This is a genomic window from Pseudomonas sp. B21-059 (assembly GCF_026016285.1).
GTDB lineage: Bacteria > Pseudomonadota > Gammaproteobacteria > Pseudomonadales > Pseudomonadaceae > Aquipseudomonas > Aquipseudomonas danubii.
In genome coordinates, this window is sequence record NZ_CP087201.1 from 2171899 (window position 1) to 2197124 (window position 25226).

Here is a 25226-nt window from a genome sequence, read left to right on the forward strand (position 1 = left end):
CCAAGCGTTGCGACGAAAGTCGGTAATTGTAACGGCCCCGGGTGGCCACTGTCAGTGGCTGATGCGTCTATTACGCCGGTCAGGGCAAATGTAGTGGCTATGACAACAAAATGTGCTTTTTTGGTGGAAATGTAGTGCCGAATTTGCTCGGTGTTACGGAGGGTTACATACAGGTTGCTTGGCTGTCCAAAAAATTGACGCGGCTGGAAGCCGCGGTTTTACTGGCCTCCAGCATAGTGGTGTTTTTTTGCAAGGGCTTTTTGTTACGTTCCGCACGACAGGCGCGCATTGCTACGAGAGGGACTCGGCGTCATAATGTAGCCCCTTTTTTCTGCCCCTACATGTGGAAGGTTCCCGTGACTCAGAAGCCCGACCAGTGTCTTGGTGAATGGATCGACCGTGAAGCACTCGCAGAAGCGATGATTCCGCTTATCGGTCAGCTCTACCGCAATAACAATGTGGTGAGCTCGATCTATGGCCGCAGCCTGATCAACCAGTCTGTCATCGCGATTCTCAAAGCTCATCGCTTTGCTCGCCATCGCTCCTCCGACGACAGCGAACTCTCCGTCCACGAAACATTCCCTCTGCTTAAAGCAATGAGCGAGCTCAAGCTCGGCGCAGCTTCGGTAGACCTGGGCAAGTTGGCGTTCAAATTCCGTAACGAAGGCAATGGCCGCAGCGCCGAGCAGTTCGTTCGCGAAGAAATGGCTGACGTGGTTGGCCAGCAAAACGCTTCGGCCCGCAAAGGCACTGACGTTGTCCTGTACGGCTTCGGTCGTATCGGCCGTCTGCTGGCGCGCATCCTGATCGAGAAAACCGGTGGTGGCGACGGCCTGCGTCTGCGCGCCATCGTGGTGCGCAAAGGCGCCGAAAACGACCTGACCAAGCGCGCCAGCCTGCTGCGTCGCGATTCGGTGCACGGTTCGTTCAACGGCACCATCACCATCGACGAAGAAAACAACACCATCACCGCCAACGGCAACCTGATCCAGGTGATCTACGCGAAGAACCCGACCGAGGTGGACTACACCCAGTACGGGATCAAGAACGCGCTGCTGGTGGACAACACCGGTGTATGGCGTGATGCCGACGGCCTGGGCCAGCACCTGACCTGCCCGGGTATCGACCGCGTGGTCCTGACCGCGCCTGGCAAAGGCAAGCTGAAGAACATCGTTCACGGTATCAACCACAACGAAATCACTGCTGACGACAAGATCGTGTCCGCCGCTTCCTGCACCACCAACGCCATCGTGCCGGTGCTCAAGGCTGTGAATGACAAGTTCGGCATCATCAACGGTCACGTTGAAACCGTTCACTCGTACACCAACGACCAGAATTTGATCGACAACTTCCACAAGGGCGATCGCCGTGGCCGTAGTGCCGCGCTGAACATGGTGATCACCGAGACGGGTGCTGCTACCGCTGCTGCCAAGGCCTTGCCTGAGCTGGCCGGCAAGCTGACCGGTAACGCGATCCGCGTTCCAACGCCAAACGTGTCGATGGCCATTCTCAACCTGAACCTTGAGAAAGCCGCCACCCGTGAAGAGATGAACGAGTACCTGCGCTACATGGCGCTGCACTCCGATCTGCATAAGCAAATCGACTTCGTCAATTCGCAGGAAGTGGTGTCCACCGACTTCGTGGGGTCGCGTCACGCCGGTGTTGTCGACGCTGAAGCGACCATCGTTCAGGACAACCGCGTTGTTCTGTACGTCTGGTATGACAACGAGTTCGGTTACAGCTGCCAGGTTGTGCGCGTAATGGAAGACATGGCCGGGGTCAACCCGCCAGCATTCCCACGCTAAGCGACTGCTGAAATGAAAACGCCCCGACTTGTCGGGGCGTTTTTGTTTGTGGCTTTCGCCTACGAGGCCGGCGTCATTTGTAGGTGCCAACTTGTCCGCGCTGTTGGCTGTCAGGCGCTGCCAGCCGCCTGCGCTGCACGCAGTTCGTGGCGGTTGCCACGGAACAGCACCAGTGTCGCAATCAGCCCCAGCACCGCCGCGCCGCTGAGCCAGATGCCCGGTGCGGCCTGGTTGCCCAGAACGTGGATCAGGTAGGTGCAGGCCGCCGGGGTAAAGCCGCCGAAGGTTGCGGTTGCCAGGCTGTAGGCCAGCGAGAAGCCGGTGGTGCGCACTTCCACCGGCATGATTTCAGTCAGGGCCACCACCATCGCGCCGTTGTACGAGCCATAGAGGAAGGACAGCCACAGCTCGACGATCAGCAGGTGGCTGAAGCTGGGGTTGGCTACCAGCCAGGACAGCGCCGGGTAAGCGGTGAAGATGGCCAGGATGGTGGCGCCCAGCAGCAGCGGTTTACGACCGATGCGGTCCGACAGCGAGCCCATGACCGGCAGCCAGAAGAAGTTCGACAGGCCGATGCACACAGTCACCAGCAGGGCGTCGAAGTCCGACAAGTGCAGCTCGGCCTTGCCAAAGGTCGGGGTGTAGGCGGTGATCAGGTAGAAGGACACGGTGGTCATCACCACCAAGGCCATGCCGGCAATGACGACTCCGAAGTTCTGACTGATGGAGCGGATGACTTCCTGCAGGGTGGGGCGATGTTTGCGGGCCTGGAACTCGGGTGTTTCCTCGAGAGAGCGGCGGATCATGAAGATGGCCGGAACAATCATGCAGCCCACCAGGAACGGCACGCGCCAGCCCCAGTCACCCATTTGTTGGGGGCTCAGCCAGTGGTTCAGACCCACCCCCAGTAAGCCGGCAAACACCACGGCCGCCTGTTGGCTTGCCGATTGCCAGCTGACGAAGAAGCCCTTGCGGCCCGGTGTCGAGATCTCGGCCAGGTACACCGACACGCCACCCAGTTCCACGCCAGCGGAGAAGCCCTGCAGCAAGCGACCCAGCAGCACCAGCAGCGGAGCGGCGACGCCGAGAGTGGCGTAGCCCGGCACGCAGGCAATCAGCACAGTGCCCGCGGCCATCAGCACCAGGGTAATGATCAGGCCCTGGCGGCGGCCGTGACGGTCGATGTAGGCGCCGAGGAAGATCGCTCCCAGTGGACGCATCAGGAAGCCGGCGCCGAAAGTGGCCAGGGACAGCATCAATGAAGCGAAGGCGCTGTCGGCCGGAAAGAAGGTCTTGGCGATTGCCGTGGCGTAGAAGCCATAGACCATGAAGTCGAACATCTCGAGAAAGTTGCCGCTGACAACGCGAAAGATCGCCTTGCCTTTGCCCGTGGTCGGGGACATTTTTTCACTCACTTTGGCTGTTTTGTTAGCAATCCCTGGTCAGTACTCGTCCTCACTGCAAAGGTGGGGCGCGAGGCGGCACGCTGAACAGTTTTGTAACAATATGTGTGCTGGTGGCGTCAGGCAACAAAAACTCTTGGGTGCTGCGCGATGGCTCTGGGTCAAGCTTCTGGTGCCGGCCAGGCTGGCAGGCCTGGCGCGCATGCCGCATCCGTCTGTCGCATAATGGCCATTCGCGTTGTCAGCTCGCCCTCTGGGGCAATTGATCTGGAGGGGAATCTTGTCGGGAAGGCGATGGTGGTGGAACGCATTGTGGGGCGCGATGGCGCTGTTGGCGGGCTGTGGTGGCGATCGCCTGCACAGCGTCTCCGGGCCGACCATGGGCAGCACTTACTCCGTTCAGTACGTGCAGCGCACCGGCGTGCCGGATGAGTCGCGGGTCAAGGCCGAGGTCGAGCAAATCCTGGCTGAGGTTGATCGGCAGATGTCCACCTACCGCAGTGACTCGGATATCGAGCGTTTCAACGCCTTGCCCGGCAACAGCTGCCAACCGATGCCTGAATCGGTGCTGCACTTGGTGCGAGTTGGCGAGCAGCTGTCCCGGGACAGTGGCGGCGCCTTTGATCTGACGGTGGAGCCGCTGCTCGACCTCTGGGGCTTTGGGCCTCAGGGGCGAGAGGAAAAAATTCCCAGCGCGTCAGCCCTGGCCGAGGTTCGGCAGCGGGTCGGACATGGGCACTTGCATATCGAAGGCCAGGAGCTGTGCAAGGATGCGCCGGTGGAAGTGGACTTCAACAGCCTTGCCGCCGGTTACGCAGTGGATCGCATTGCCGCGCGGCTTGCGCAGTTGGGGATCGACAGTTTTCTCGCTGAAGTCACTGGCGAGCTCAAGGCCGTGGGCCGCAAACCGGACGGCGCGCCCTGGCGTATCGCCCTGGAGGAACCGCGGGACGACCAGCAGGTGGCCCAGCGGGTGATCGCACTGGACGGCTATGGTGTATCCACGTCTGGCGACTACCGTAATTACTTCGAGCAGGACGGCCAGCGCTATTCCCATACCTTCGATGCCAGGCTTGGCAAGCCCATCACTCACAGGCTGGCGTCGGTGACCGTGATTCATCCTTCGGCACTCATGGCCGATGGCCTCTCTACGCTGTTACTGATTCTTGGTCCCGAAGCAGGCTGGGACTACGCACAAAAACACCGTATCGGCGCATTTTTTGTGATGCGTGCCGATAAAGGCTTCGTCACACGTAGCAACCCGGCGTTCGATGCGCTGTTGGCCGGACCAAAACAATAACCAGGCACGCTGTTGCGAATGCTGTAGTGCAGGCAAAAGTAGCCTACGACGCGACCAAGGGTTAATGTGCGCGGCGTTGACGCTTCTATAGACTGTGCCCGGGTTCGTAACCGAGCCAAATTGATCCTTCATGTCGCTGGCCGCGACATGATTTAGCCGGAGATGCCAGAAGGGCATCTCGGCCTGTTCTGAGGAGTACGCATGGCTGTCTACAACTACGACGTAGTGGTGCTGGGCTCGGGCCCCGCTGGAGAAGGTGCGGCAATGAACGCCGCGAAAGCAGGACGCAAAGTGGCGATGGTCGATAGCCGTCGCCAGGTCGGCGGCAACTGCACCCACCTGGGTACCATTCCGTCCAAGGCCCTGCGTCACTCGGTCCGGCAGATCATGCAGTTCAACACCAATCCGATGTTCCGGGCCATTGGCGAGCCGCGCTGGTTTTCCTTTCCGGACGTGCTCAAGAGCGCCGAGAAGGTGATTTCCAAGCAGGTGGCCTCGCGCACCGGCTACTACGCCCGCAATCGGGTCGATGTGTTCTTCGGCACTGGCAGCTTCGCCGACGAGCAGACCGTGGAAGTGGTTTGCGCCAATGGCGTGGTGGAAAAACTGGTAGCCAAGCACATCATCATCGCCACCGGTTCGCGTCCTTATCGCCCGGCGGACATCGATTTCGGCCATCCGCGTATCTACGATAGCGACACCATCCTCAGCCTCGGCCACACCCCACGCAAACTCATCGTTTACGGCGCCGGGGTCATCGGCTGCGAATACGCCTCGATCTTCAGTGGTCTTGGGGTGTTGGTGGAACTGGTGGATAACCGCGGCCAGTTGCTCAGCTTCCTGGACTCGGAGATTTCCCAGGCCTTGAGCTACCACTTCAGCAACAACAACATCACTGTGCGCCACAACGAGGAATACGACCGCGTTGAAGGTGTGGACAACGGGGTGATCCTGCACCTGAAATCCGGCAAAAAGATCAAGGCCGACGCCTTGCTCTGGTGCAACGGCCGTACCGGCAACACCGACAAGCTGGGCATGGAGAATATCGGGGTCAAGGTCAATAGTCGTGGCCAGATCGAAGTCGACGAGAACTACCGCACCTGCGTGCCGAACATCTACGGCGCCGGTGACGTGATCGGCTGGCCGAGTCTGGCCAGTGCCGCCCACGACCAGGGTCGTTCCGCCGCCGGCAGCATTGTCGACAACGGCAGCTGGCGCTTCGTCAACGATGTACCGACCGGGATCTACACCATTCCGGAGATCAGCTCGATCGGCAAGAACGAGCAGGAGCTGACCCAGGCCAAGGTGCCTTACGAAGTGGGCAAGGCGTTCTTCAAGGGCATGGCCCGTGCGCAGATCGCCGGCGAGCCGCAAGGCATGCTGAAGATCCTGTTCCATCGGGAAACCCTGGAGGTCCTCGGCGTGCATTGCTTCGGTTACCAGGCTTCGGAAATCGTCCACATTGGTCAGGCGATCATGAGCCAGCCGGGTGAGCACAACACCCTGAAGTACTTCGTCAACACCACCTTCAACTACCCGACCATGGCCGAAGCCTATCGGGTAGCGGCGTACGACGGCCTCAACCGGCTTTTTTGAGCGGCTCCGGCCGGTGGCCTGAGCCGGCCGGGGAGACCGATTTCAGTAATTCTCGAGGGTGGCGCTGGCCAAACCGGGAAAGTCTGTAATCAGGCTATCTACGCCGAAGTCGGCGAGCCTGCGCATCAGCGCGGGCTCGTTGACCGTCCACACTGACACATGCAAGCCCTGACGCTGCGCCCTTTGCAGTCGCTCCGGGGTGCACAGGGTCCAGTTCAGCGCAAGAATCTCGCAGCCATAGCTCTGGGCGACCTTCAATGGGTCGAGCCAGGCGTATTCGGCTACCAGTCCGCGAGACAGGTCCGGGGTCAGTTCGACCGCCGCTTTCAGCACTTCCCGCGAGCTTGAGGTCACGGTGACCTTGTCCAGCAGGCCGAAGCGTTGGGCCATTTCCCGAATCGCCAGCACCGTCGTAGCGGCGCGGGTGCGTGAGGCGCTCTTGACTTCCAGCTGCCAGTGCTCGAAATCGCATTTCTCGAACAGCTCTTCCAGGCGCGGAATAGGGCAGGGGCTGACCCAGCCCGGGCCGCCTTTGCGCGCGTCGTAGGTCACCAGTTCGGCGGCGGAATGCTCCACCACCTTGCCGCGCCGGTCAGTGGTGCGCTTGAGGGTCGGGTCGTGAATCACCATCAGCTCGCCGTCCATGGACAGGTGCAGGTCGAGCTCGCAGCGGCGCACGCCGTGCTTGAGACATTCCTGAAAGCTGGTCAGGGTGTTTTCCGGTGCTTCGCCTTTAGCGCCGCGATGGCCATAGATCAGGGTCACAATTGCTCCTTCACGGATGTTGTTCCTTAAGAGGGGGTCAGGCTTGCGGCTCAACCAGCGGCGGGGTCTGTCTGGTCCCGGGCCATGCGGCGTTGCTGAGCCTGTTTTTGCAGGATGTAGCGCGCCAGCAGTTGGCGCTGGGCATCGGTCAATGCTTCGAATTCGGTGCCGATCTCGAAGGTGCCGAAGCTCTGTGGCTCACAGTGGATGACCCGGGCTCGCAGCAGCAGGCCCAGGGCTTGCGGCATCAACAGCAGTTTCACCGCCAGGTGGCTGCCGCTGGGATAGCTCAGGTGGTGGTTGAACTCGATGCCGCCTTCGGAAAGGGTGACCCGCTGCGGCTCGCCGAACTTGCCGAACACGGTCTGCGCCACCACCTGGCTGAGCAGGTCGATGCGCTTGTTCATGGCCTTGAGGTAGCTGGCCAGGGTGCGATCGCGCTCGCTGACCTGGCGCAGCAGGTGCTGGGATTCGAATTCGCTGAGGTGCAGCTCGCTGAGCAAATTGAACAGCGGAGACTCATCCTGCAACACTTCCTTGCTCGCCGCGTCGTGGGCGGACAAGGGGCTAATTTCCAGTGCGATCGTGTCCTCGATACGGTAGTATTCGCGGCGATCTTCTTCATCTAATGTCGACATGGCGAACCCATGGTAGAGGCAGTGGTCTGAGTGTAAAGCTGCTTACCAGGCCCCGCCACAAGGACGTCTTCTTTTCCTCTGCACAAGCCCCGACATGTTCAGACCTCTGTTTGCTTTTATCGGCACGCGTTACACCCGTGCAAAGCGTCGCAATCATTTTGTGTCATTCATTTCCCTGACCTCGATGATCGGACTCGCCCTTGGCGTGATCGTGATGATCGTGGTGCTGTCGGTGATGAATGGCTTCGATCATGAAATGCGCACCCGCGTGCTGGGCATGGTGCCCCACGCCACCATCGAGTCCGGTGAACCCATCAGCGACTGGCAAAGCCTGGCCGACAAGGTCAAGCAGAACCCGAAAGTGCTGGCGGTGGCGCCATTCACCCAGATGCAGGGCCTGCTGACCAACAATGGCCAGGTGCAGAAGGTGCTGCTCAATGCCATAGATCCTGGAAAAGAGCGGCAGGTGTCGATCATCGACCACTTCATGCAGCAGGGGCAGCTGGATGCTCTGGCTCCCGGCAGCTTCGGCATCGTCATCGGCGACAAGGCGGCCGCCAAGCTGGGTGTTGGCCTGGGAGACAAGCTGACCTTCGTTGCCCCGGAAGTCACGGTGACCCCCGCTGGCATGTTCCCGCGGATGAAGCGTTTTACCGTGGTGGGCATCTTTCACGTTGGCGCCGGTGAGATCGACGGCTACCTGGGCTTGACCAACCTTGAAGACCTGGGCCGCTTGCACCGCTGGAAGCCGGATCAGGTCCAGGGCCTGCGGCTGAAGTTCGACGACCTGTTCCAGGCCCCGCGCACCGCTTGGGAAATCGCCCAGCAGTTGGGCGAGAACCATTTCTACGCCCGTGACTGGACCCGTACTCATGGCAACCTGTACCAGGCCATTCGCATGGAAAAAGCCATGATCGGCCTGCTCTTGCTGCTGATCGTCGCGGTGGCTGCGTTCAACATCATCTCGACCCTGGTGATGGTGGTGAACGACAAAAAGGGCGACATCGCTATTCTGCGCACCCTGGGCGCTACGCCGGGCACCATCATGGCGATCTTCATGGTCCAGGGCACGGTGATCGGTGTGGTCGGCACCCTGATCGGTGCGGCGCTGGGGATGCTCGCAGCCTTGAATGTCAGTGCTGCGATCTCCGCCCTCGAAGGCCTGATCGGCCATAAATTCCTGAATGCCGACGTGTACTTCATCGACTACCTGCCGTCGCAACTGATGGCCGAGGACGTGTTGATGGTCTGCGGCGCGGCATTGGTCCTGAGTTTCCTCGCCACCCTGTATCCAGCCTGGCGTGCGGCGCGCACCCAGCCTGCGGAGGCGCTACGTTATGAGTGAGTTGGGCATGAGTGAAAAAGCAATCCTGAGCTGCCGTGACCTGGGCAAGTCCTACGAGGAAGGTCCGGAATCGGTGGTGGTCCTGTCCGGCCTGCAACTGGAACTGCATCCGGGGGAGCGAGTGGCCATCGTCGGTACGTCGGGCTCCGGCAAGAGTACCTTGCTCAACTTGCTGGGCGGCCTGGATACGCCCTCCAAGGGCAGCGTCTGGCTGGCCGGCGAAGAACTCTCGGCGCTGGGTGAGAAGGCTCGCGGTCAATTGCGTAATCGCGCCCTGGGCTTCGTCTACCAGTTCCACCACCTGCTGCCAGAGTTCACCGCGCTGGAGAACGTCTGCATGCCGCTGCTGATCGGCCGTACACCGATTCCTGAAGCCCGTCAGCGTGCTACTGCGCTGCTGGAGCGGGTTGGCCTGGGTCATCGCCTGGAGCACAAACCGGCCGAACTGTCCGGCGGTGAGCGTCAGCGGGTAGCCATCGCCCGGGCCCTGGTGAACCAGCCGGGGCTGGTGATGCTCGACGAGCCCACTGGCAACCTCGACTCGCACACGGCCCAGGGCATTCAGGACCTGATGCTGGAACTCAGCACTTCGATGCGTACCGCCTTCCTGGTGGTGACACACGACATGAACCTGGCTCGGCAGATGGATCGCGTACTGCACCTGCAAGAAGGTCACCTGGTCGCCATCTGATGCGGCCGCACGCGGTGTCGGCGGCTGGCCCGTCGACACCGGGTCATTAATTTTTCCAGGGTGCCTTGCCCATGTTCAGACCCTTATCGATCTTTATCGGCACGCGCTACACCCGCGCCAAGCGGCGCAATCGTTTTGTCTCGTTCATTTCCATGACCTCGATGATCGGCCTCGCCCTGGGCGTTTTGGCGATGATCGTGGTGCTGTCGGTGATGAACGGCTTCCAGCGGGAAATGAGCTCGCGCATCCTCGGTATGGTGCCCCACGCCACCATCGTCGGGGTCAAGCCCATTGATGACTGGCAACCAGTGGCCGCAGCGGCCCTGAAGAACCCGGAAGTCACTGCTGCAGTGCCCTTCACCGAGATGGAAGGCATGCTCTCCTACAAGGGGGCGATGCAACCGATCCAGATCAGCGGTATCGACCCGGCCCAGGAGGGCAAGGTGTCCATCGTCGCCCAGCATATTGTCCAGGGCAGCCTGCAGGACCTGAAACCCGGCGAGTTCGGTGTGGTGGTCGGCGAGATCACCGCTCGGCGTTTCCGCTTGAATGTCGGCGACAAGCTGACCCTGATCGTGCCTGAAGTGAGTACGGCCCCAGGGGGTATCACCCCGCGTATGCAGCGCCTGAATGTGGTGGGGGTGTTCAAGGTGGGCGCCGAGCTGGATGGCTCCATGGGCCTGATCCATATGGCCGACGCCGCAGAGATGCAGCGCTGGCAGCCCAATCAGGTGCAGAGCGTGCGCCTGGCGGTCAAGGATCTGTATGCCGCGCCACAGGTGGCGGTGGATATCGCCAAGGGGCTGGGTGCGGACTTCCGCGCCGATGACTGGACCCACACCCAGGGCAGCCTGTTCAGCGCAATGAAGATGGAAAAGACCATGATCGGCCTTTTGCTGCTGATGATCGTCGCGGTGGCGGCGTTCAACATCATCGCCACCCTGATCATGGTGGTGAACGACAAGGGCGCGGACATCGCAATCCTGCGCACCATCGGCGCCACGCCGCGGCAGATCATGGCGATCTTCATGGTCCAGGGCACGGTGATCGGGATTGTCGGCACCCTGATCGGTGGGGTGCTAGGGGTCATTGCGGCGTTGAACGTGAGCGAGCTGGTGGGCTGGCTGGAGCGGATCAGCGGCCAGCAGATTTTCAGTTCGGATGTGTACTTTGTCAGCAACCTGCCTTCCGAACTGCAGGGCGGGGATGTGGCGCTGATTTGTAGCGCTGGGTTCATCCTCAGCTTCCTGGCCACTGTGTATCCGGCCTGGCGCGCGTCCAAGGTCGAGCCGGCTCACGCTTTGCGGTATTCCTGAGATCCGCTCTCGCCGGCAAGCCGGCTCCTGCCTGATTGGTGAAGGAGCCGGCTTGCCGGTGAACAGGCTCTCAACGCTTGCTCGGCAACTCGATCACGAAGCGTGTCCAGCCCGCTTCCGATTCGCAACGTATCTGTCCGCCATGGGCGCGAATGATCGACTGCGTGATCGCCAGTCCCAATCCCGCGTGTTCACTGCTGCCCTCGCGTCGCGCCGGATCTACCCGGTAGAAACGGTCGAATAACCGCGGCAGTACCTCCCTGGCGATACCCTCTCCGCTGTTTTCGATGCTCAGGTTCAAGACCTGTAAGCTGTCGCTGATCCGTACCTGGACCGATCCTCCAGGAGGTGTGAAGCGCAGGGCATTGTCCAGCAGGTTGGACAGCGCCCGACGCAGCATGCTGCGATCGCCGATAAAGCCGGCATGACCTTCACGGCTCAGGCTGACGTTCGCGTCTTCCGCCAGGGGGCCATAGAACTCCAACAGCATGTCGGTTTCCTCGGCCAGCTCCAGTGCTTCGCATTTCGGGGTCAGCAGCCCATGGTCGGCCTTGGCCAGGTACAGCATGTCGTTGACCAGTTGCGCCATCCATTGCAGTTCCTCGAGGTTGCTGTGCAGGGCTTCGCGGTAGTCCTCGATCGCTCTCGGGCGGGTCAGGGTGACTTGGGTGTGGGTCAGCAGGTTCGACAGGGGCGTGCGCAACTCGTGGGCAATATCAGCGGAAAAGGCCGAAAGGCGTTGGAAGGATTCCTCAAGGCGGCCGAGCATGGCGTTGAAGCTGCTGGCCAGGTCGGCCAGTTCGACGGGCATCTGTTCCTGGGGCAGGCGCTGGGTCAGGGAACTGGCGGAGACTCCTGCGGCCACTGCGCTCATGCGTCGCAAAGGTCGCAGGCCGCTGCGGGCGGCCCAGGCACCAAGCAGGGCAGTGGCCAGGGCCGAGAGCCCTACTGTGAACCAGATCAGGTGCTGCATGCGCTGCAGAAAGTGCTGGTGATGGGTGATATTCAGCAGCAGGGCCAGCTGTGGCGAGTCGGGTTGACCTGGCTTGAGCGGCGCGGAGTAGATCCGGTAGGCAGCACTGTTCAGATTCAGGTTGTGCAGGCCGGCTTCGCTGGGCAAGGAGGCGGGCAGGGCGGGGGCACTGTCGAACCAGAGTTGGCCGTCACTGCCGATAATCCGCAGGGCCAGGTCCGGTTGATGGCTCAGCTCGTCCTGCAGCCGTGCCTGATACCGGGCAAAATCTCGGGCCTCGGTCACATCCTGCAAGACGCTGCGCAGGGCGATCAGCTTGCCGTCCAGCAGTTGCTGGTCCAGTTCGATGAAGTGGGCTTCGCTGGCGCGACTGAACAGCACCCCTGCAAATAGCGAGACCACGGCGGTGCAGGCGGCGAACAGCAGCGCCAGGCGTGCGCTGAGTGACAGGCGGCGCATCAGGCCGGACGCTCTTCGAGCACATACCCCATGCCGCGTACGGTATGGATCAGCTTGTTCGGGTATTCGTCATCGATTTTCAGGCGCAGGCGGCGGATTGCCACTTCGATGACGTTGGTGTCGCTGTCGAAGTTCATGTCCCAGACCTGGGAGGCGATCAGCGATTTGGGCAGGACTTCTCCCTGGCGTCGCAGGAGCATTTCCAGCAAGGCGAACTCCTTGGCGGTCAGATCAATGCGCTGGCCGCTGCGTTCTACCCGGCGGCGGATCAGGTCCAGGCGCAGGTCAGCCAGTTGCAGGCTGGTTTCCTGGGTCATCACGCTACCCCGGCGCAGCAGGCTGCGAACCCGGGCCAGCAGTTCGGAGAAGGCAAAGGGCTTGACCAGATAGTCGTCGGCTCCCAGTTCCAGGCCGTGGACTCGGTCCTCTACGGCGTCTCTGGCGGTGAGGAACAACACAGGGATGTCCAGGCCGGCGCTGCGTACGGCCTGGAGGATCTGCCAACCGTCGCGCCCCGGGAGCATCACGTCGAGAATCAACAGGGCGTAGTCACCGGTCAGCGCCAGGTGCTGGCCGGTATTGCCATCCGCTACCAGCTCGGCATTGAAGCCGGCTTCGCTCAAGCCTTGGCGCAGGTACTGGCCGGTTTTCGGCTGGTCTTCGACGATCAACAGTTTCATGGTGGTACTCGTGGCTTGTGTAACCCGGGCTTTATACCTTGCCGGGGGGCAGGGCAGATCAAGCTGACAAAGTTGTAATCTAGCCGTCAGCTGGCTGGCAGCGCTGGGCCGTTAGAGTTTGCCACATGCTCAATCCTGATCTTGTTGGAGCCTGACGATGAATCTGCAAAACCTGTTGTTGCGATGCCGCTCGGCCCTGGGAGGCTGTCTGATGCTGTTGAGCGTACCGCTCTGGGCTTCACCGGCGGCCTCTTATGACTTCGGCCAGCCGGCCGCGGCCGCCAAGGCCACTCGGGTGGTCGAGGTGGTGATGGGCGATATGTCTTTCAATCCCAAGGTCCTGGAGATCAAGGCCGGCGAGACTGTGCGTTTTGTGTTGATCAACAAGGGGCAACTGCTCCACGAATTCAACCTGGGTAACGCGGCGATGCATGCCGAGCACCAGCAGGAAATGCTCAAGATGCAGCAAAGCGGGATGCTTACGCCCACCGCAATGAAAACCATGGATCACGCAGCCATGGGCCACGGCTCAATGGCGGGCATGGATCACGGCATGCAGCATGACGATCCCAACAGTGTGCTGGTGGAGCCTGGCAAGCAGGCCGACCTGACCTGGACCTTCAGCAAAAGCGGCAGCCTGGAGTTCGCCTGCAATGTTCCCGGGCACTACCAGGCCGGCATGGTCGGCAAGCTGACAGTCAGCCCGTAAGCGTTCGGGGCTCAAAGGCGGGAGCAAAGGCTGGTAGAATCCGCTGATTCTTCAGTCAGGTTTCCGCCATGCATCCCGCAGCCGAACATTCGCCGCTGGGCAAGTCCAGTGAATACGTTTCCACTTACACGCCATCCCTGCTGTTCCCGATTCCCCGGGCAGCAAAATGGGCCGAGCTGGGCTTGAGTGCCGATACCCTGCCGTATAAGGGAGTGGATTTCTGGAACTGCTTCGAATTGTCCTGGCTGCTGCCTTCAGGCAAGCCGGTGGTGGCCATTGGTGAATTCAGCATTCCTGCAGATTCGCCGAACATCATCGAGTCCAAGTCTTTCAAGCTGTACCTCAACTCGTTGAACCAGACCCCCTTCGCTGATCGAGCGACGCTTGAGGCGACTTTGCGTCAGGATCTCTCGGCCGCCGCAGGCAAGCCCGTAGGGGTGCGTATTCGCAGCCTTGGTGAGGTCGAGGCGCAAGGTGTGGTGGCATTGCCAGGTATCTGCATCGACGAGCTGGATATCAGTGTCGACAGCTATGAGCATCCGCGACCTGAGCTGCTGCGTTGCGATGATTCGCAAGTGGTGGAGGAAAGTGTGCACAGCCACTTGCTCAAATCCAATTGCCCTGTGACCAGCCAGCCGGACTGGGGCAGTGTCGTGGTGGAGTACCGTGGCGCGGCGCTGGATCACGCCAGCCTGCTGGCCTATCTGGTGAGTTTCCGTCAGCACTCGGACTTCCATGAGCAATGCGTGGAGCGGATTTTCCTTGATCTGCAGCGGTTGCTCAAACCCGAGAAACTCACCGTCTACGCTCGCTATGTGCGTCGCGGCGGGCTGGATATCAATCCGTACCGCAGTACCGAAACGGTTGAGTTCGCCAATCAGCGATTGGTTCGCCAGTAAGCAGAAGCCCCGCAAATGATGCGGGGCTTTGTTTTTATGGGACGGTGTTATCGGGCGCTATCAGATACCGATGTTGCCCAGGGTCTGGACGATATTGCGCAGGGTTCCGGCGATGGCCGGATGTTCCAGTTCGAAGCGTTCCACTGCCAGGTTGACGCCGTCGGCGAGGCTGGCGTCGTGGGTGCTGGTCTCCAGCTTGAGTTGCAGTTCGATCTGCTGCATCAGTTCCTGCAGATTGGCGCGCTCGGCTTCCGAAAGCGGTGGGTTCTGCTCCAATTGCTCGCGCAGGGTATCGAGTTGTTCTTGCAGTTCGCGGGCAGGCATGGCGTTCTCCCTTTATTGATAGGCACAGGGATGGACCGCGCGTTTGAGGCAAAGGTCCATGCCCACGGCTTAGAGTAATCCACTCCCGGGCACTGTGCATGATCCTGATCAACAGGCTTATGTCAGGGTTTTTCACCTTTGAGCCGGCGCAGTTCGATGTCCGCCAGGCAGGTGTTCAGGTCCCCCAGGTGGTCGATGACCGAGTGCACCCCCAGACCGAAGAGTTGCAGGGTGGCCTTGCCGCGCTTGAGTTCGCGCTCCTGCTGGCTCAGGGCCTGCCATTCACTTGGTGTCAGGCCGCACAGGGACCCACAGGAGGCCAGGCCTATGGTCCAGAGTCCGGCGTTGAGCCCTGACTGCAGAAGTTGCGGTTCACCGCTGACCAGTACACAACCCTCGAGGCGGGACACCTTGAGGGTCATCAGCGCCTGCCAGCAGGCGTCGGGAGCGGGCCAGGGAGCGGGGGCGGCGGGGGTGGGTTTGATCCAGTCGGGCAGGGCGGCGGCCAGGTGGCTGCTGCTGGCGCAGGGTAGTTGCTCGAGCCAGGCGCAGGGAATGCCCAGTTGTTGCAGATGACGCAAGGTGTCCAAAGCTCCTGGAGTGGTCCGGACCTGTTCCGGGCCAGGGCGCGTGGTGGTTTGCAGGCGCGTGCGCGCACCGAAGTCCACCAGGCAGCCACTGAGGCCGAAGAGCACCGCGGTCAATGGCGCTGCTGTCTGGGCTAAGGCATCGGCGTGGGGCATATCAACGTCCTTGAAATTCTTCTCGAGGCTAGCCGGGGAAGATGACATGCAGGTGACAGTGAGGTGAATGCGAACAGGATTGAGTGACTGATGCCTCCAGGCTGCTTGCAGTGATGCTGCCTAAACAGGCCTATCCGCTTTATACTCCTCGACCTAACCTCAGGGCATAGCCCCACGAGAGAACAATCCAAGGAGTTTCCTGCTATGCGCTGGAGCCGTTATCTAGTTCCGCTATGTATGAGTGCCGGTGTGACGCTGGCTCCCCTGGTCGCCCAGGCGGCCGAAGAGGACCCGTGGGAAAGCATCAACCGTCCCATCTTCACGTTCAACGATACCCTTGATACCTATGCCCTGAAGCCGCTGGCCCAAGGCTACCAGGCGGTGACGCCGCAGTTTCTGGAAGACGGTATCCACAACATGTTCCGCAACCTCGGTGACGTCGGCAACCTGGCCAACGACATCCTCCAGGCCAAGCCTCGTGCCGCCGGTGTGGATACTGCGCGCCTGCTGATGAACACCACGTTGGGGCTGGCGGGCTTCTTCGACGTCGGTACCCAGATGGGCCTGCAGCGCAATGACGAAGACTTTGGCCAGACCCTCGGCTATTGGGGCGTGGGCAGCGGTCCTTACGTGATGCTGCCGTTGCTGGGCCCTAGCACCCTGCGTGATGCGCCGGCCAAGTATGTAGACAGCTACACCTTGCCTTATCGCTACATGAACGACATCCCTGCGCGCAACATCACCATGGGCGTGAACGTGGTTGATACTCGTGCCAGCCTGCTGGCTGCGGACAAGCTGATTCGTGGTGATCGCTACACCTTTGTGCGCAATGCCTATCTGCAGAATCGTGAATTCAAGGTCAAGGATGGTCAGGTCGAAGACGACTTCTGATCGGGCGACTGTCTTGCAGAAACTGAAAAGGCGGCCATCAGGCCGCCTTTTTCATGGGAGTAAGTTTTACTTCATCTTAAGGATTGTAAGCCCAAGTTTCTGGCCTCCACCCTCCTGTGAGTTGACCCAGACCACTTCGGTCTCCGCTTCCAGGCCTCTGAGGGCTGCATGCTCCGAGTCGATACGCACACTCAGTAGGTCGCCGACCTGAAATGAACGGGGCGCCTGGACCTGCATGCCGCTGCTGGAAAGGTCAATGCAGACCGCTTCTATGACCTGTCCCTGGTGGATCAGCGTGACCTCGGCATCCACCCGCATACGGATGTAATCGCGCTTTTCACTGTAGTCACGCTGGTTTTGATTCATGGGTTCCATCCTGCGATTGAGTTGCGGTTTTAGCGGTTTTTATAACTCCCGGTGATTTGCGGTGTAAAGACGTCAGGCGACCATCGGCATGAGCTTGAAACGCCCCGCGGATGGGAGTACCGTCTGCGCCTTAGAAGGGCACCTCTGATGAGCGGGCGTGCAGGGCTGAAGGTCCTGGCTCCACTTCAGAGTGGCTAGAAAGCGAATCCAGTAGCGTGCGCCAGGCCTTGGGCCAAGCCACCTACGCCAACCTAATTCTGGCGCCGTTTGCCCACATGCAAAAAACCAGTGCCACGCTGCTGATAATCGATGACGACGAAGTAGTACGCGCGAGTCTCGCGGCCTATTTGGAAGACAGTGGCTTCAGCGTACTGCAGGCTGCTAACGGCCAGCAGGGTCTTCAGGTATTCCAGCGCGACAACCCCGATCTGGTGATCTGCGATCTGCGCATGCCGCAGATGGGCGGTCTCGAACTTATCCGTCAAGTGACCGAGTTGTCGCCGCAAACCCCGGTGATAGTGGTTTCGGGGGCGGGCGTGATGAACGACGCGGTTGAAGCGCTGCGCCTGGGTGCGGCGGACTACCTGATCAAGCCTCTGGAAGATCTGGCCGTGCTCGAGCACTCGGTGCGTCGAGCCCTGGATCGGGCGCGCTTGTTGCTGGAAAACCAGCGTTATCGAGAAAAGCTCGAAGCCGCCAACCGCGAACTCGAGGCCAGCCTCAATCTGCTTCAGGAAGATCAGAACGCCGGTCGCCAGGTGCAGATGAACATGCTGCCCACCAGCCCCTGGTCGATCGATGAGTTTAATTTCGCGCACCAGATCATCCCTTCGCTCTACCTGTCGGGGGATTTCGTCGACTACTTCCGCGTCGACGAGCGTCGGGTTGCCTTCTACCTGGCTGACGTTTCCGGCCATGGTGCGTCATCAGCCTTCGTCACCGTGCTGTTGAAGTTCATGACCACGCGCCTGCTGTTCGAATCCAAGCGCAACGGTACCTTGCCGGAATTCAAGCCTTCGGAAGTACTGGGCCATATCAACCGTGGCCTGATCAGTTGTAAGCTGGGCAAACACGTCACGATGGTCGGTGGAGTTATCGACGAGGAGACTGGTTTGTTGACCTATAGCATTGGCGGGCACTTGCCGTTGCCGGTGTTGTACACACCAGACAGTGTGCGTTATCTGGAAGGGCGTGGTTTGCCGGTAGGCCTGTTCAACGAGGCTACCTATGAAGACCACATTCTGGAACTGCCCCCGGTGTTCAGCTTGACGCTGATGTCCGATGGCATTCTGGACCTTTTGCCCGAACCTACACTCAAAGAAAAAGAAGCGGCCTTGCCTGAACGGGTGAGAGCTGCGGGCGGCAGCCTGGATGGCCTGCGGCAAGTTTTTGGATTGGCCACGCTAGGGGAGATGCCGGATGATATCGCCCTGTTAGTGTTGAGCAGGAACCTTTAATGAGTACCGGTAGAATCCAGTTCGCCGAGCAGGACGGCACTTTTGTCCTGAAGTTCATCGGTGAAGTGCGCCTGACCCTGTGTTCGGCGTTGGATGCGACTATTGAGCGGATTTTCACTGCGCTGAATTTCTCGGCGATCGTGATCGACCTCACTGAAACCCGCAGCATCGACAGCACTACTCTGGGCCTGCTGGCCAAGTTGTCGATCCTATCGCGGCAGAAGGTAGGTCTATTGCCCACCGTCGTCACCACCCACGAAGACATTACCCGGCTGTTGCAGTCCATGGGCTTCGATCAGGTGTTCAACATCGTCGATCGTCCGATTCCTTGCCCGGAATGCCTAGCCGACTTGCCTTCCCAGGACCAGTCGGAAGAAGTGGTGCGGATTAAGGTCCTGGAGGCTCACAAGATTCTGATGGGGCTCAACGACTCCAACCGCGAAGCCTTCCATGATCTGGTGAACGCTCTGGAGCGTCACTGATTCGCTGAAACGCACGGCATAAAAAAGGGCGAACCTGTGAGGGTTCGCCCTTTTTGCGTTGGTACTGAGCAATCAGAGCTTGGCAGCCAGCAGGGCTTCGAGTTTTTCCTGGTCACGGGCAAACTGACGAATGCCTTCGGCCAGTTTCTCAGTGGCCATGGCGTCTTCATTGGAGGCCCAGCGGAACTGCGATTCGTTCAGGCTCTGACGGGCTTCGCCGGTCTTGCCCGGGCTCAGCTTGCGCTCTAGCTGGCCAGTGTCGGCTGCCAGTTTCTCGATCAGGTCTGGGCTGATGGTAAGGCGGTCACAGCCGGCCAGTTGCTCGATCTGGTTCAGGTTGCGGAAGCTGGCACCCATGACCACGGTCTTGTAGTCGTTGGCCTTGTAGTAGTTGTAGATGCGTGTGACCGACTGTACGCCCGGATCATCGGCGCCGGTGTAGTCGCTGCCGTTGGCTTTTTTGTACCAATCGTAGATCCGACCCACAAATGGCGAGATCAGGAAGACTCCGGCCTCGGCGCAGGCCACGGCCTGAGCGAAGGAAAACAGCAGGGTCAGGTTGGTCTGGATGCCTTCACGCTCCAGCTTCTCGGCGGCACGAATGCCTTCCCAGGTGGAAGCGATTTTGATCAGCACTCGATCGCGTCCTACGCCAGCCTTTTCATAAAGTTCGACCAGGCGATGGGCGCGTTTGAGCATCGCGTCAGTGTCGAACGACAGCCGGGCGTCCACTTCAGTGGAAATACGACCGGGAATGACCTTGAGAATCTCTTGGCCGACAGCTACGCCAAAGCGATCGCTGGCCAGACCGACATCACCCTTGCAGTCGCTGACGCAAGCGTTCAACAGGTCGGCATAGCCAGGAATGGCGGCAGCCTTGAGCAGCAGCGAAGGGTTGGTGGTGGCATCCACCGGCTTGACCCGGGCGATAGCATCGAAGTCGCCGGTATCGGCTACCACGGTAGTGATTTTCTTCAGTTGTTCCAGCTTGGAAGTCATGAGCGTGCTCTGTCCTATGGGTCTGATGACATTACCCGAGCGCTGTCAGGCGCTCAAGGGCGCGGAAGGCTTACAACGGCCCCAAGGGCGGCGGCCTGAAAACAGGTGTTTGAATGCTGGGGCGTGATTCAGGTAATTGAGATACCAAAAGCCAGATCAGGTTCAACCCGGCTGATGGTTAACGCCCTTCAAGCAGTTGCCCGGCCTGATCCAGCAGGCCCAGTGGGTCCTTGGTCTTGTGAATATCCACCGACAACAACTGGCGAAACTTGCGAGCCCCAGGGAAGCCCGTCCCCAGTCCCAGCACATGGCGAGTGATGTGGTGCATCGCGCCGCCGCAAGCCAGATGCTCGGCAATATAAGGTCGCAGCTGCGCCAGGGCCTCGGCCCGGGAAATGACCGGTGCGGTGCTGCCGAACAGCTGTTGGTCCACCTCGGCCAGCAGATAGGGATTGTGATAGGCCTCACGACCCAACATCACCCCATCAAAGGTCTGCAGATGTTCATGGCAGGCCTCCAGGGTCTTGATTCCACCGTTAAGGATGACTTCCAGCTGCGGGAAATCCGCCTTCAACCGTGCCGCCACGTCATAGCGCAGCGGTGGAACATCCCGGTTCTCCTTGGGCGATAGCCCTTCGAGAATCGCGATCCGTGCATGCACGGTAAAACTGGTGCAGCCGGCATCCTGGACCTGGCCGACGAAATCACACAGTTCGGCATAACTGTCACGACCGTTGATCCCGATGCGATGCTTGACCGTCACCGGAATCGACACCGCATCGCGCATGGCCTTCACGCAATCGGCCACCAGCGCCGGATGCCCCATCAGGCAGGCGCCGATCATATTGTTCTGCACCCGATCGCTGGGGCAACCGACATTCAGGTTGACCTCGTCATAACCGTGCTCCTGGGCCATGCGCGCACAGGCCGCGAGGTCCGCTGGAGTACTGCCGCCCAGTTGCAGCGCCAGAGGATGTTCGGACTGGTGATAGCGCAGGAAGCGTTCATGATCACCGTTGAGAAGCGCACCGGTGGTAACCATCTCGGTGTAGAGCAGGGTGTGTTTGGACAGTAGACGCAGGAAGAATCGGCAGTGACGGTCAGTCCAATCCATCATCGGCGCCACTGAGAAACGACGGGAAAAGCTTTGCTGTAGGGAGGCTTCGTTGTTCAAGGACATGAGGTTCTGCTTTGAGACGTTACGGCGGCAAATGAAGCAAGCTTCTTCGCATCGTGAACAAAAGATCTGATAGCGCGGAGTTTATCAGGAAAGCGCAGGGGCAATTTGTTTGTCCCCGGGATGGACGGGGGACGATTGGTGAGTCATCGAGTTACGCCGATTATCTGCCTCAAGCGCACCGCAGAGTAGTACCCCACCATTGCGCCGAACCTCAGCCATACCCCCGCGCAAATGCACCAGGAAAGAACCTTCGGATAATCATCACGAAAGAACTTGCCATAGAAGCGGATCATGCCTCGATGTTTATGCCATTCGACGAACAACGGGCGTGAGCGGCTGCAGGCGCCCCAGGCGTGAAAGATTTTTGCTTGGGGCACGAAGCAGACTTTCCAGCCCTCATGGCGAAAACGCATGCACAGGTCCAGGTCTTCGCAGTGTAGGAAATAGCCTTCGTCCCAGCCGCCGACGCTGTCCAGGGCTTCGCGTTTGACCAGCATGCAGGCGCCGGAAATGGCTTCGACGTTGGTTGGTCGAGTCGGCAGGGGCTCGCGGTGCAGGAGAAAGTCGGAAAACAAGCGGGGTGACAGCCAGGCCAGACCCGAGAGGTTGAGGGCGCGAACCACCGCTCGGCGTGGGGTCGGAAAGACTCGGCGACCACCGGGCTGCTCGCTGCCGTCGAAATTGCACAGCAAGCCACCTGCCATGCCCAGGTCTTTGGAGTGGCACAAGGCGCCGATCAGTCCTTGGAGCGCCCCGGGTTGCAGCACGGTGTCGGGGTTCAGGAACAGGATATGGGGCTGCGTGCACTGTGTGGCGCCAAGGTTGCAGGCAGCGGCAAAGCCTGTGTTGCTCGGGTTGCGCAGGATACTCAGGCGTTTGTCGGCACCGTAGCGGGTCAGCACCCGTTGCAGGCTGTCGTCGTGGGAGGCGTTGTCCACCAATACCAGTCTGCCGACACCCTGTGCCAGCACTGAGGCGACGCACTCTTCCAACAAAAGGCCAGCGTTGTAGTTGACCACCACCACGTCACAGGATTGCGGCATGGGCCACCTCGAAACGTTTCGTCCAAGAGTTGGCCTCGCGGAACTGCAGGGTATTCGCCAGCGGCTCGCTGAACGCCAGGGCTTGGCGCATCACTTGGGGAATGTCCGCGGCGGTATCGCTGAGAAAAACTCCCGGTGTGTGACGGCGAACACTCATTTCGCCAAAGTCGGTGCTGACCACCGGCAGGCCCAGGGCCCGGTATTCGTAGAACTTGATCGGATCGACAAAACGGGTGATGTCGTTTCTCTTGAACGGAATCAGCCCGACGTCGAATTCGCTCATCGCCGCCAGTGCGGCTGGGTGCGACAGTGCCGGTAAGCAGCGGATGTTGGCGGCTAGGGCCGGAGGCGAGGTGCCGTGTTGCGGGCCTATCAAGCGCACCTCGGCTTCCGGGAAGGCATGGGCCAGGGCGAGGATGAAGTCCCAGTCGAACCACTTGGCGAGGGTGCCGATGTAGCCGAATACGGGGCGCGTGGCATGTGCTGTGGATCGGCACAGTGGCAGGGAGGGCAACCGTTCGCTGGCACAGCCATTGAGTAGCAGGCGTGCATTGACCTGCTGCTGCAACCAATAGTGCTGCAGGTTCGAGCAGGAGGTCAGGGCGGTGGTCACGGCTCTGGCCGTTTCGCGCTGGCGTTGCTGCATGGCGCGCCGGGACCAGCCGCTATAGAAAGCCGGCACGTTGTCCATCACGTCATAGAAACTGCCGACGAAGAGCGGCTCGCGCAGCAATTGCAGGGCCAGTCGCGAGGGCTTGCCGATGCCTAGCTGGGTCGGTCCCTGAGCGAAGTGCCTGACCTGCTGCATCAGGCGCCCCCAGAACAGTCGATTCAACCACCCCGAACCGGGCAAGGGCTCTATCGGCAGGGCTCGGGGACGGATCAGGGTCAACCAGTCGGGCACCGGTTCGCTGTGAGGGGCTGGGGAGTGCTGCAGCAGGTCGCGGGGCACCGGGAGGCGAGTGGGGTAGGGTTCGATCCACAGCACCGGAGCCCGGGTGCTGGCGTGGAACTGTCGAACCAGTTCCTGGGGCCGTTGGGCGAAACTGTGCCAACTGACAGGCGACAGATAGACCAGTTTCATGGCTCCTCCCTGGAGGTGTGCGGGACCCATGGGCGGTTCCATTTGGCTTCGTAGAAAGCCTTGTTGCGGTTGAACAGTTGCTGGCGCTGGCTTCCGGGCATCAGTTCGAAGGAGGCGGACAGGTGGTGATGAATGAACACGTCTTCGGCGAAGGCACAGGACAAGCCGGCTTGCTCGACACGGCGGCAGTAATCGTCGTCCTCGAAAAAGCCCAGCCCGAAGGCTTCGTCCAGGGGGCCTATGCGCTGATAGGTTGACCTGGACATCATCACCGCGAAGAAACCGAGGGTGGCGCAAGGCACACTCAGGCCGGCGTGGCGCCAGGTGTATTGGCGGGCACGGACGGCCATTTCCCGTGAGTCCTGATAGCGGATGTCGATCTTCGCTTCATTGCCGATGTTGTTGGTCACCGGTCCGATCAGACCGAGCCCCGGGTCGCGCTGCAGGTGGCGGCGTAGGGTTTGTGCCCAGCCGCTGGTGACCTGGGTGTCATTGTTGAGCAGTGCCAGGAACTCGCCCTTGGCCAGGGCCAGGCCCTGATTGTTGGCGGCGGCAAAACCCCGATTGCTGTTGTTGAGAATCAGCGAGTGTCCGCTGCTCGCTGACCAGCGCTGGAGGAACTCGACGCTGCCATCGGTGGAGGCGTTGTCCACGACGATGATTTCCAGTGGCTCGCTCAGGGAATCGGCAGCCAGGCTCGCCAGGCAGTCCCGAGTGAAGGCCAGGTTGTTGTAGGTCACCACTATCACGCTCACCAGCGGTTGAGAGGCAACATTCTCTGTCAGGTTAAGCAGGGCCTGTACCCGGTGTTGCCAGGTTTGCTGCGCGGCGAAGGCCTGGCGTTGGCGAGAAGCAGCGCTGCATCCAGGTTCCTGCAACGCCCGGGCGATGGCATTGATAAAAGCGGGCGTGTCCTCGGCGATGGCGACCTGTTGCTTGAATTCGTGCAATTCAGGGAGATCCACCGCCACCACCGGTTTACCGGCGCTCAGGTACTCGTAGACCTTGACCGGGTTGGTGGCCAGGGTTAGCGGTTCGATGCGGAACGGCAGGATGCAGACGTCGAAAGCCTGCAGGTAGGCGGACAGCTGCGCATAAGGAATCTCGCCCGTGAGCTTGATATTGGTGTGGCCCCTCAGCCGTGCGCCGATACGCGCGGTATCAGCGCCGATCAGCAGTACGGTGCAGTGGGCAAATGCTTCGGCTATGGCAGATACCAGGTCCACGTCGAACCAATGGGCTAATGCACCGTAGTAGCCGATCACGGGACGTTTTTGCGGATCTTGATAGCGGCGTTCCGTGGGTGTTGAGAAGTAGTCGAAGTCGGCGGCGTTGCGCAGAATCGCTCGCTGCTGTGCAGCTGTCCTTGGCCTTTGCGGGTGCCATTGTTGTTCAAGCCATGCCGAGGCAAACAGCACCACATCGGCTTCGCGGATCAGGCGGCACTCCAGTTGTTGCAACTGCGCGGCGTTGTTGCCAAATCCCTGATGGTGATCCATGCAGTCATAGACCACACGACTGTTGGGCAGCACTCCCGCCACGGGAGCCCAGAACGGGTGCTGGATCAGCGATACCACCTGGGGCGAATTCGCCCAACTCAGGAGTTCACCGATGCTGCGCCGTAACTGCCAGATCAAGGTTTCATCCGGTACTGCGTGGTAAATGATCGGCGCAGTGTGGGCAAAGAGCCGGACTTCGAACAGGCGCCCCGTTTCATCAAGAGGGCGCAGTGTAAAACCGTCGCGAGGGTCATCCTCCAGAGCGGCCGAGATGTAGAACACGCGGCGTCCGTCAAGGCTCAACTGCTCGGCCAGCTGTTGCGGGCGCTGGTGTCGAAAATCCCAGTCGATGACGCCCCAGAATACGTAGTCGGGCGCATTCTCCAGCGGCTCCTGCAAGTTGCAAAGTGGAGGTTGAAACAGACTGTCGGCTATTACGTCGCGGTGCAGGGCTCGTCGTACTGATGTCATTTGGCGATAAATTCGACCCAATAGGACGCGCAGAAGATTCGGCAGTGGCAGTCTCCGATAGGTGTTGCGCAGTTGCCTGAGTAGTGCTTTGGGGTCAGGCCGTGGCAT

The 25226-nt window shown here is 60.4% G+C and carries 24 protein-coding genes; 11 read left to right on the forward strand and 13 right to left on the reverse strand.

Annotation, left to right across the window (positions count from 1 at the left end):
* The first annotated feature begins 341 nt into the window (after positions 1-341).
* Complete coding sequence (locus tag LOY69_RS09880; protein ID WP_102863767.1) at positions 342-1805, forward strand: glyceraldehyde-3-phosphate dehydrogenase; 1464 nt, start codon at positions 342-344, stop codon at positions 1803-1805.
* Between the two features lie 110 nt (positions 1806-1915).
* On the opposite strand, the gene LOY69_RS09885 is transcribed toward LOY69_RS09880, so the two are convergent.
* Entirely contained in the window at positions 1916-3208 is a 1293-nt protein-coding gene (locus LOY69_RS09885) for an MFS transporter (RefSeq protein WP_265074438.1), read from the reverse strand.
* Between the two features lie 322 nt (positions 3209-3530).
* Between LOY69_RS09885 and LOY69_RS09890 the strand changes: the two genes are divergently transcribed.
* Positions 3531-4508, forward strand: coding sequence for an FAD:protein FMN transferase (locus tag LOY69_RS09890; protein WP_110652575.1), 978 nt, complete (start codon positions 3531-3533; stop codon positions 4506-4508).
* A 201-nt stretch (positions 4509-4709) separates the two neighbouring features.
* A complete protein-coding gene (sthA, locus tag LOY69_RS09895; RefSeq protein ID WP_199010419.1) occupies positions 4710-6104 on the forward strand; it encodes a Si-specific NAD(P)(+) transhydrogenase in 1395 nt (464 codons plus the stop codon).
* A gap of 42 nt (positions 6105-6146) precedes the next feature.
* On the opposite strand, the gene LOY69_RS09900 is transcribed toward sthA, so the two are convergent.
* The gene (locus tag LOY69_RS09900; RefSeq protein WP_016967735.1) at positions 6147-6869 is read right to left on the reverse strand and encodes a glycerophosphodiester phosphodiesterase; all 723 of its coding nucleotides are present in this window, start codon (positions 6867-6869) and stop codon (positions 6147-6149) included.
* 50 nt (positions 6870-6919) lie between these two features.
* Entirely contained in the window at positions 6920-7507 is a 588-nt protein-coding gene (locus LOY69_RS09905) for a PilZ domain-containing protein (RefSeq protein ID WP_102863764.1), read from the reverse strand.
* 94 nt (positions 7508-7601) lie between these two features.
* Between LOY69_RS09905 and LOY69_RS09910 the strand changes: the two genes are divergently transcribed.
* From LOY69_RS09910 to LOY69_RS09920, 3 genes are all read left to right on the forward strand, one after another.
* Positions 7602-8852, forward strand: coding sequence for a lipoprotein-releasing ABC transporter permease subunit (locus tag LOY69_RS09910; protein ID WP_265074439.1), 1251 nt, complete (start codon positions 7602-7604; stop codon positions 8850-8852).
* 7 nt (positions 8853-8859) lie between these two features.
* The gene (lolD, locus tag LOY69_RS09915) at positions 8860-9543 is read left to right on the forward strand and encodes a lipoprotein-releasing ABC transporter ATP-binding protein LolD (protein WP_162884123.1); all 684 of its coding nucleotides are present in this window, start codon (positions 8860-8862) and stop codon (positions 9541-9543) included.
* Positions 9544-9614: 71 nt separating this feature from the next.
* Positions 9615-10859, forward strand: coding sequence for a lipoprotein-releasing ABC transporter permease subunit (locus LOY69_RS09920; RefSeq protein WP_265074440.1), 1245 nt, complete (start codon positions 9615-9617; stop codon positions 10857-10859).
* A gap of 70 nt (positions 10860-10929) precedes the next feature.
* Here the strand turns inward: LOY69_RS09920 and LOY69_RS09925 are convergent, their stop codons facing one another.
* Both LOY69_RS09925 and LOY69_RS09930 read right to left on the reverse strand, forming a co-directional pair.
* The gene (locus LOY69_RS09925; protein ID WP_170002217.1) at positions 10930-12291 is read right to left on the reverse strand and encodes a heavy metal sensor histidine kinase; all 1362 of its coding nucleotides are present in this window, start codon (positions 12289-12291) and stop codon (positions 10930-10932) included.
* Positions 12291-12971, reverse strand: a complete 681-nt coding sequence (locus LOY69_RS09930) for a heavy metal response regulator transcription factor (protein WP_102879031.1) — start codon at positions 12969-12971, stop codon at positions 12291-12293. Before LOY69_RS09930 ends, LOY69_RS09925 begins: the two co-directional genes overlap by 1 nt.
* A gap of 157 nt (positions 12972-13128) precedes the next feature.
* On the opposite strand from LOY69_RS09930, the gene LOY69_RS09935 reads away from it, so the two are divergent.
* Entirely contained in the window at positions 13129-13680 is a 552-nt protein-coding gene (locus LOY69_RS09935; RefSeq protein ID WP_170002219.1) for a plastocyanin/azurin family copper-binding protein, read from the forward strand.
* Positions 13681-13748: 68 nt separating this feature from the next.
* Positions 13749-14579 carry an NADPH-dependent 7-cyano-7-deazaguanine reductase QueF gene (gene queF / locus LOY69_RS09940; protein ID WP_123392475.1) on the forward strand — a complete coding sequence of 277 codons (831 nt, stop codon included), beginning with the start codon at positions 13749-13751 and terminating at the stop codon, positions 14577-14579.
* A gap of 60 nt (positions 14580-14639) precedes the next feature.
* Here the strand turns inward: queF and LOY69_RS09945 are convergent, their stop codons facing one another.
* Positions 14640-14903 (reverse strand): DUF4404 family protein, encoded by a 264-nt coding sequence (locus LOY69_RS09945; protein WP_102863756.1) that lies wholly within the window; start codon positions 14901-14903, stop codon positions 14640-14642.
* 122 nt (positions 14904-15025) lie between these two features.
* A complete protein-coding gene (locus LOY69_RS09950; RefSeq protein WP_102879032.1) occupies positions 15026-15646 on the reverse strand; it encodes a phosphatase in 621 nt (206 codons plus the stop codon).
* 204 nt (positions 15647-15850) lie between these two features.
* Here LOY69_RS09950 and LOY69_RS09955 point away from each other — a divergent pair, with 204 nt between their 5' ends.
* Positions 15851-16537, forward strand: a complete 687-nt coding sequence (locus LOY69_RS09955; RefSeq protein ID WP_102879033.1) for a VacJ family lipoprotein — start codon at positions 15851-15853, stop codon at positions 16535-16537.
* 66 nt (positions 16538-16603) lie between these two features.
* Here the strand turns inward: LOY69_RS09955 and LOY69_RS09960 are convergent, their stop codons facing one another.
* Positions 16604-16903 carry a PilZ domain-containing protein gene (locus LOY69_RS09960; protein WP_102863753.1) on the reverse strand — a complete coding sequence of 100 codons (300 nt, stop codon included), beginning with the start codon at positions 16901-16903 and terminating at the stop codon, positions 16604-16606.
* 275 nt (positions 16904-17178) lie between these two features.
* Here LOY69_RS09960 and rssB point away from each other — a divergent pair, with 275 nt between their 5' ends.
* Positions 17179-18360, forward strand: a complete 1182-nt coding sequence (rssB, locus tag LOY69_RS09965) for a two-component system response regulator RssB (RefSeq protein WP_102864100.1) — start codon at positions 17179-17181, stop codon at positions 18358-18360.
* Positions 18360-18842 (forward strand): anti-sigma factor antagonist RssC, encoded by a 483-nt coding sequence (gene rssC, locus LOY69_RS09970; protein WP_102863752.1) that lies wholly within the window; start codon positions 18360-18362, stop codon positions 18840-18842. The genes rssB and rssC overlap by 1 nt, the downstream gene beginning before the upstream one ends.
* Positions 18843-18914: 72 nt before the next feature.
* Here rssC and tal read toward each other — a convergent pair whose 3' ends face one another.
* The 5 genes from tal to LOY69_RS09995 all read right to left on the reverse strand — a co-directional run bounded on the left by tal (position 18915) and on the right by LOY69_RS09995 (position 25118).
* Positions 18915-19841 carry a transaldolase gene (tal, locus tag LOY69_RS09975; protein WP_102863751.1) on the reverse strand — a complete coding sequence of 309 codons (927 nt, stop codon included), beginning with the start codon at positions 19839-19841 and terminating at the stop codon, positions 18915-18917.
* Positions 19842-20019: 178 nt separating this feature from the next.
* The gene (dusA, locus tag LOY69_RS09980; protein ID WP_265074441.1) at positions 20020-21021 is read right to left on the reverse strand and encodes a tRNA dihydrouridine(20/20a) synthase DusA; all 1002 of its coding nucleotides are present in this window, start codon (positions 21019-21021) and stop codon (positions 20020-20022) included.
* Between the two features lie 143 nt (positions 21022-21164).
* Positions 21165-22064 (reverse strand): glycosyltransferase family 2 protein, encoded by a 900-nt coding sequence (locus LOY69_RS09985; RefSeq protein ID WP_265074442.1) that lies wholly within the window; start codon positions 22062-22064, stop codon positions 21165-21167.
* Positions 22048-23148: a hypothetical protein gene (locus tag LOY69_RS09990; RefSeq protein WP_170002225.1), complete on the reverse strand. Its 1101-nt coding sequence runs from the start codon at positions 23146-23148 to the stop codon at positions 22048-22050. Before LOY69_RS09990 ends, LOY69_RS09985 begins: the two co-directional genes overlap by 17 nt.
* Positions 23145-25118, reverse strand: a complete 1974-nt coding sequence (locus tag LOY69_RS09995; protein WP_265074443.1) for a glycosyltransferase — start codon at positions 25116-25118, stop codon at positions 23145-23147. The genes LOY69_RS09990 and LOY69_RS09995 overlap by 4 nt, the downstream gene beginning before the upstream one ends.
* Between the last annotated feature and the right edge of the window lie 108 nt (positions 25119-25226).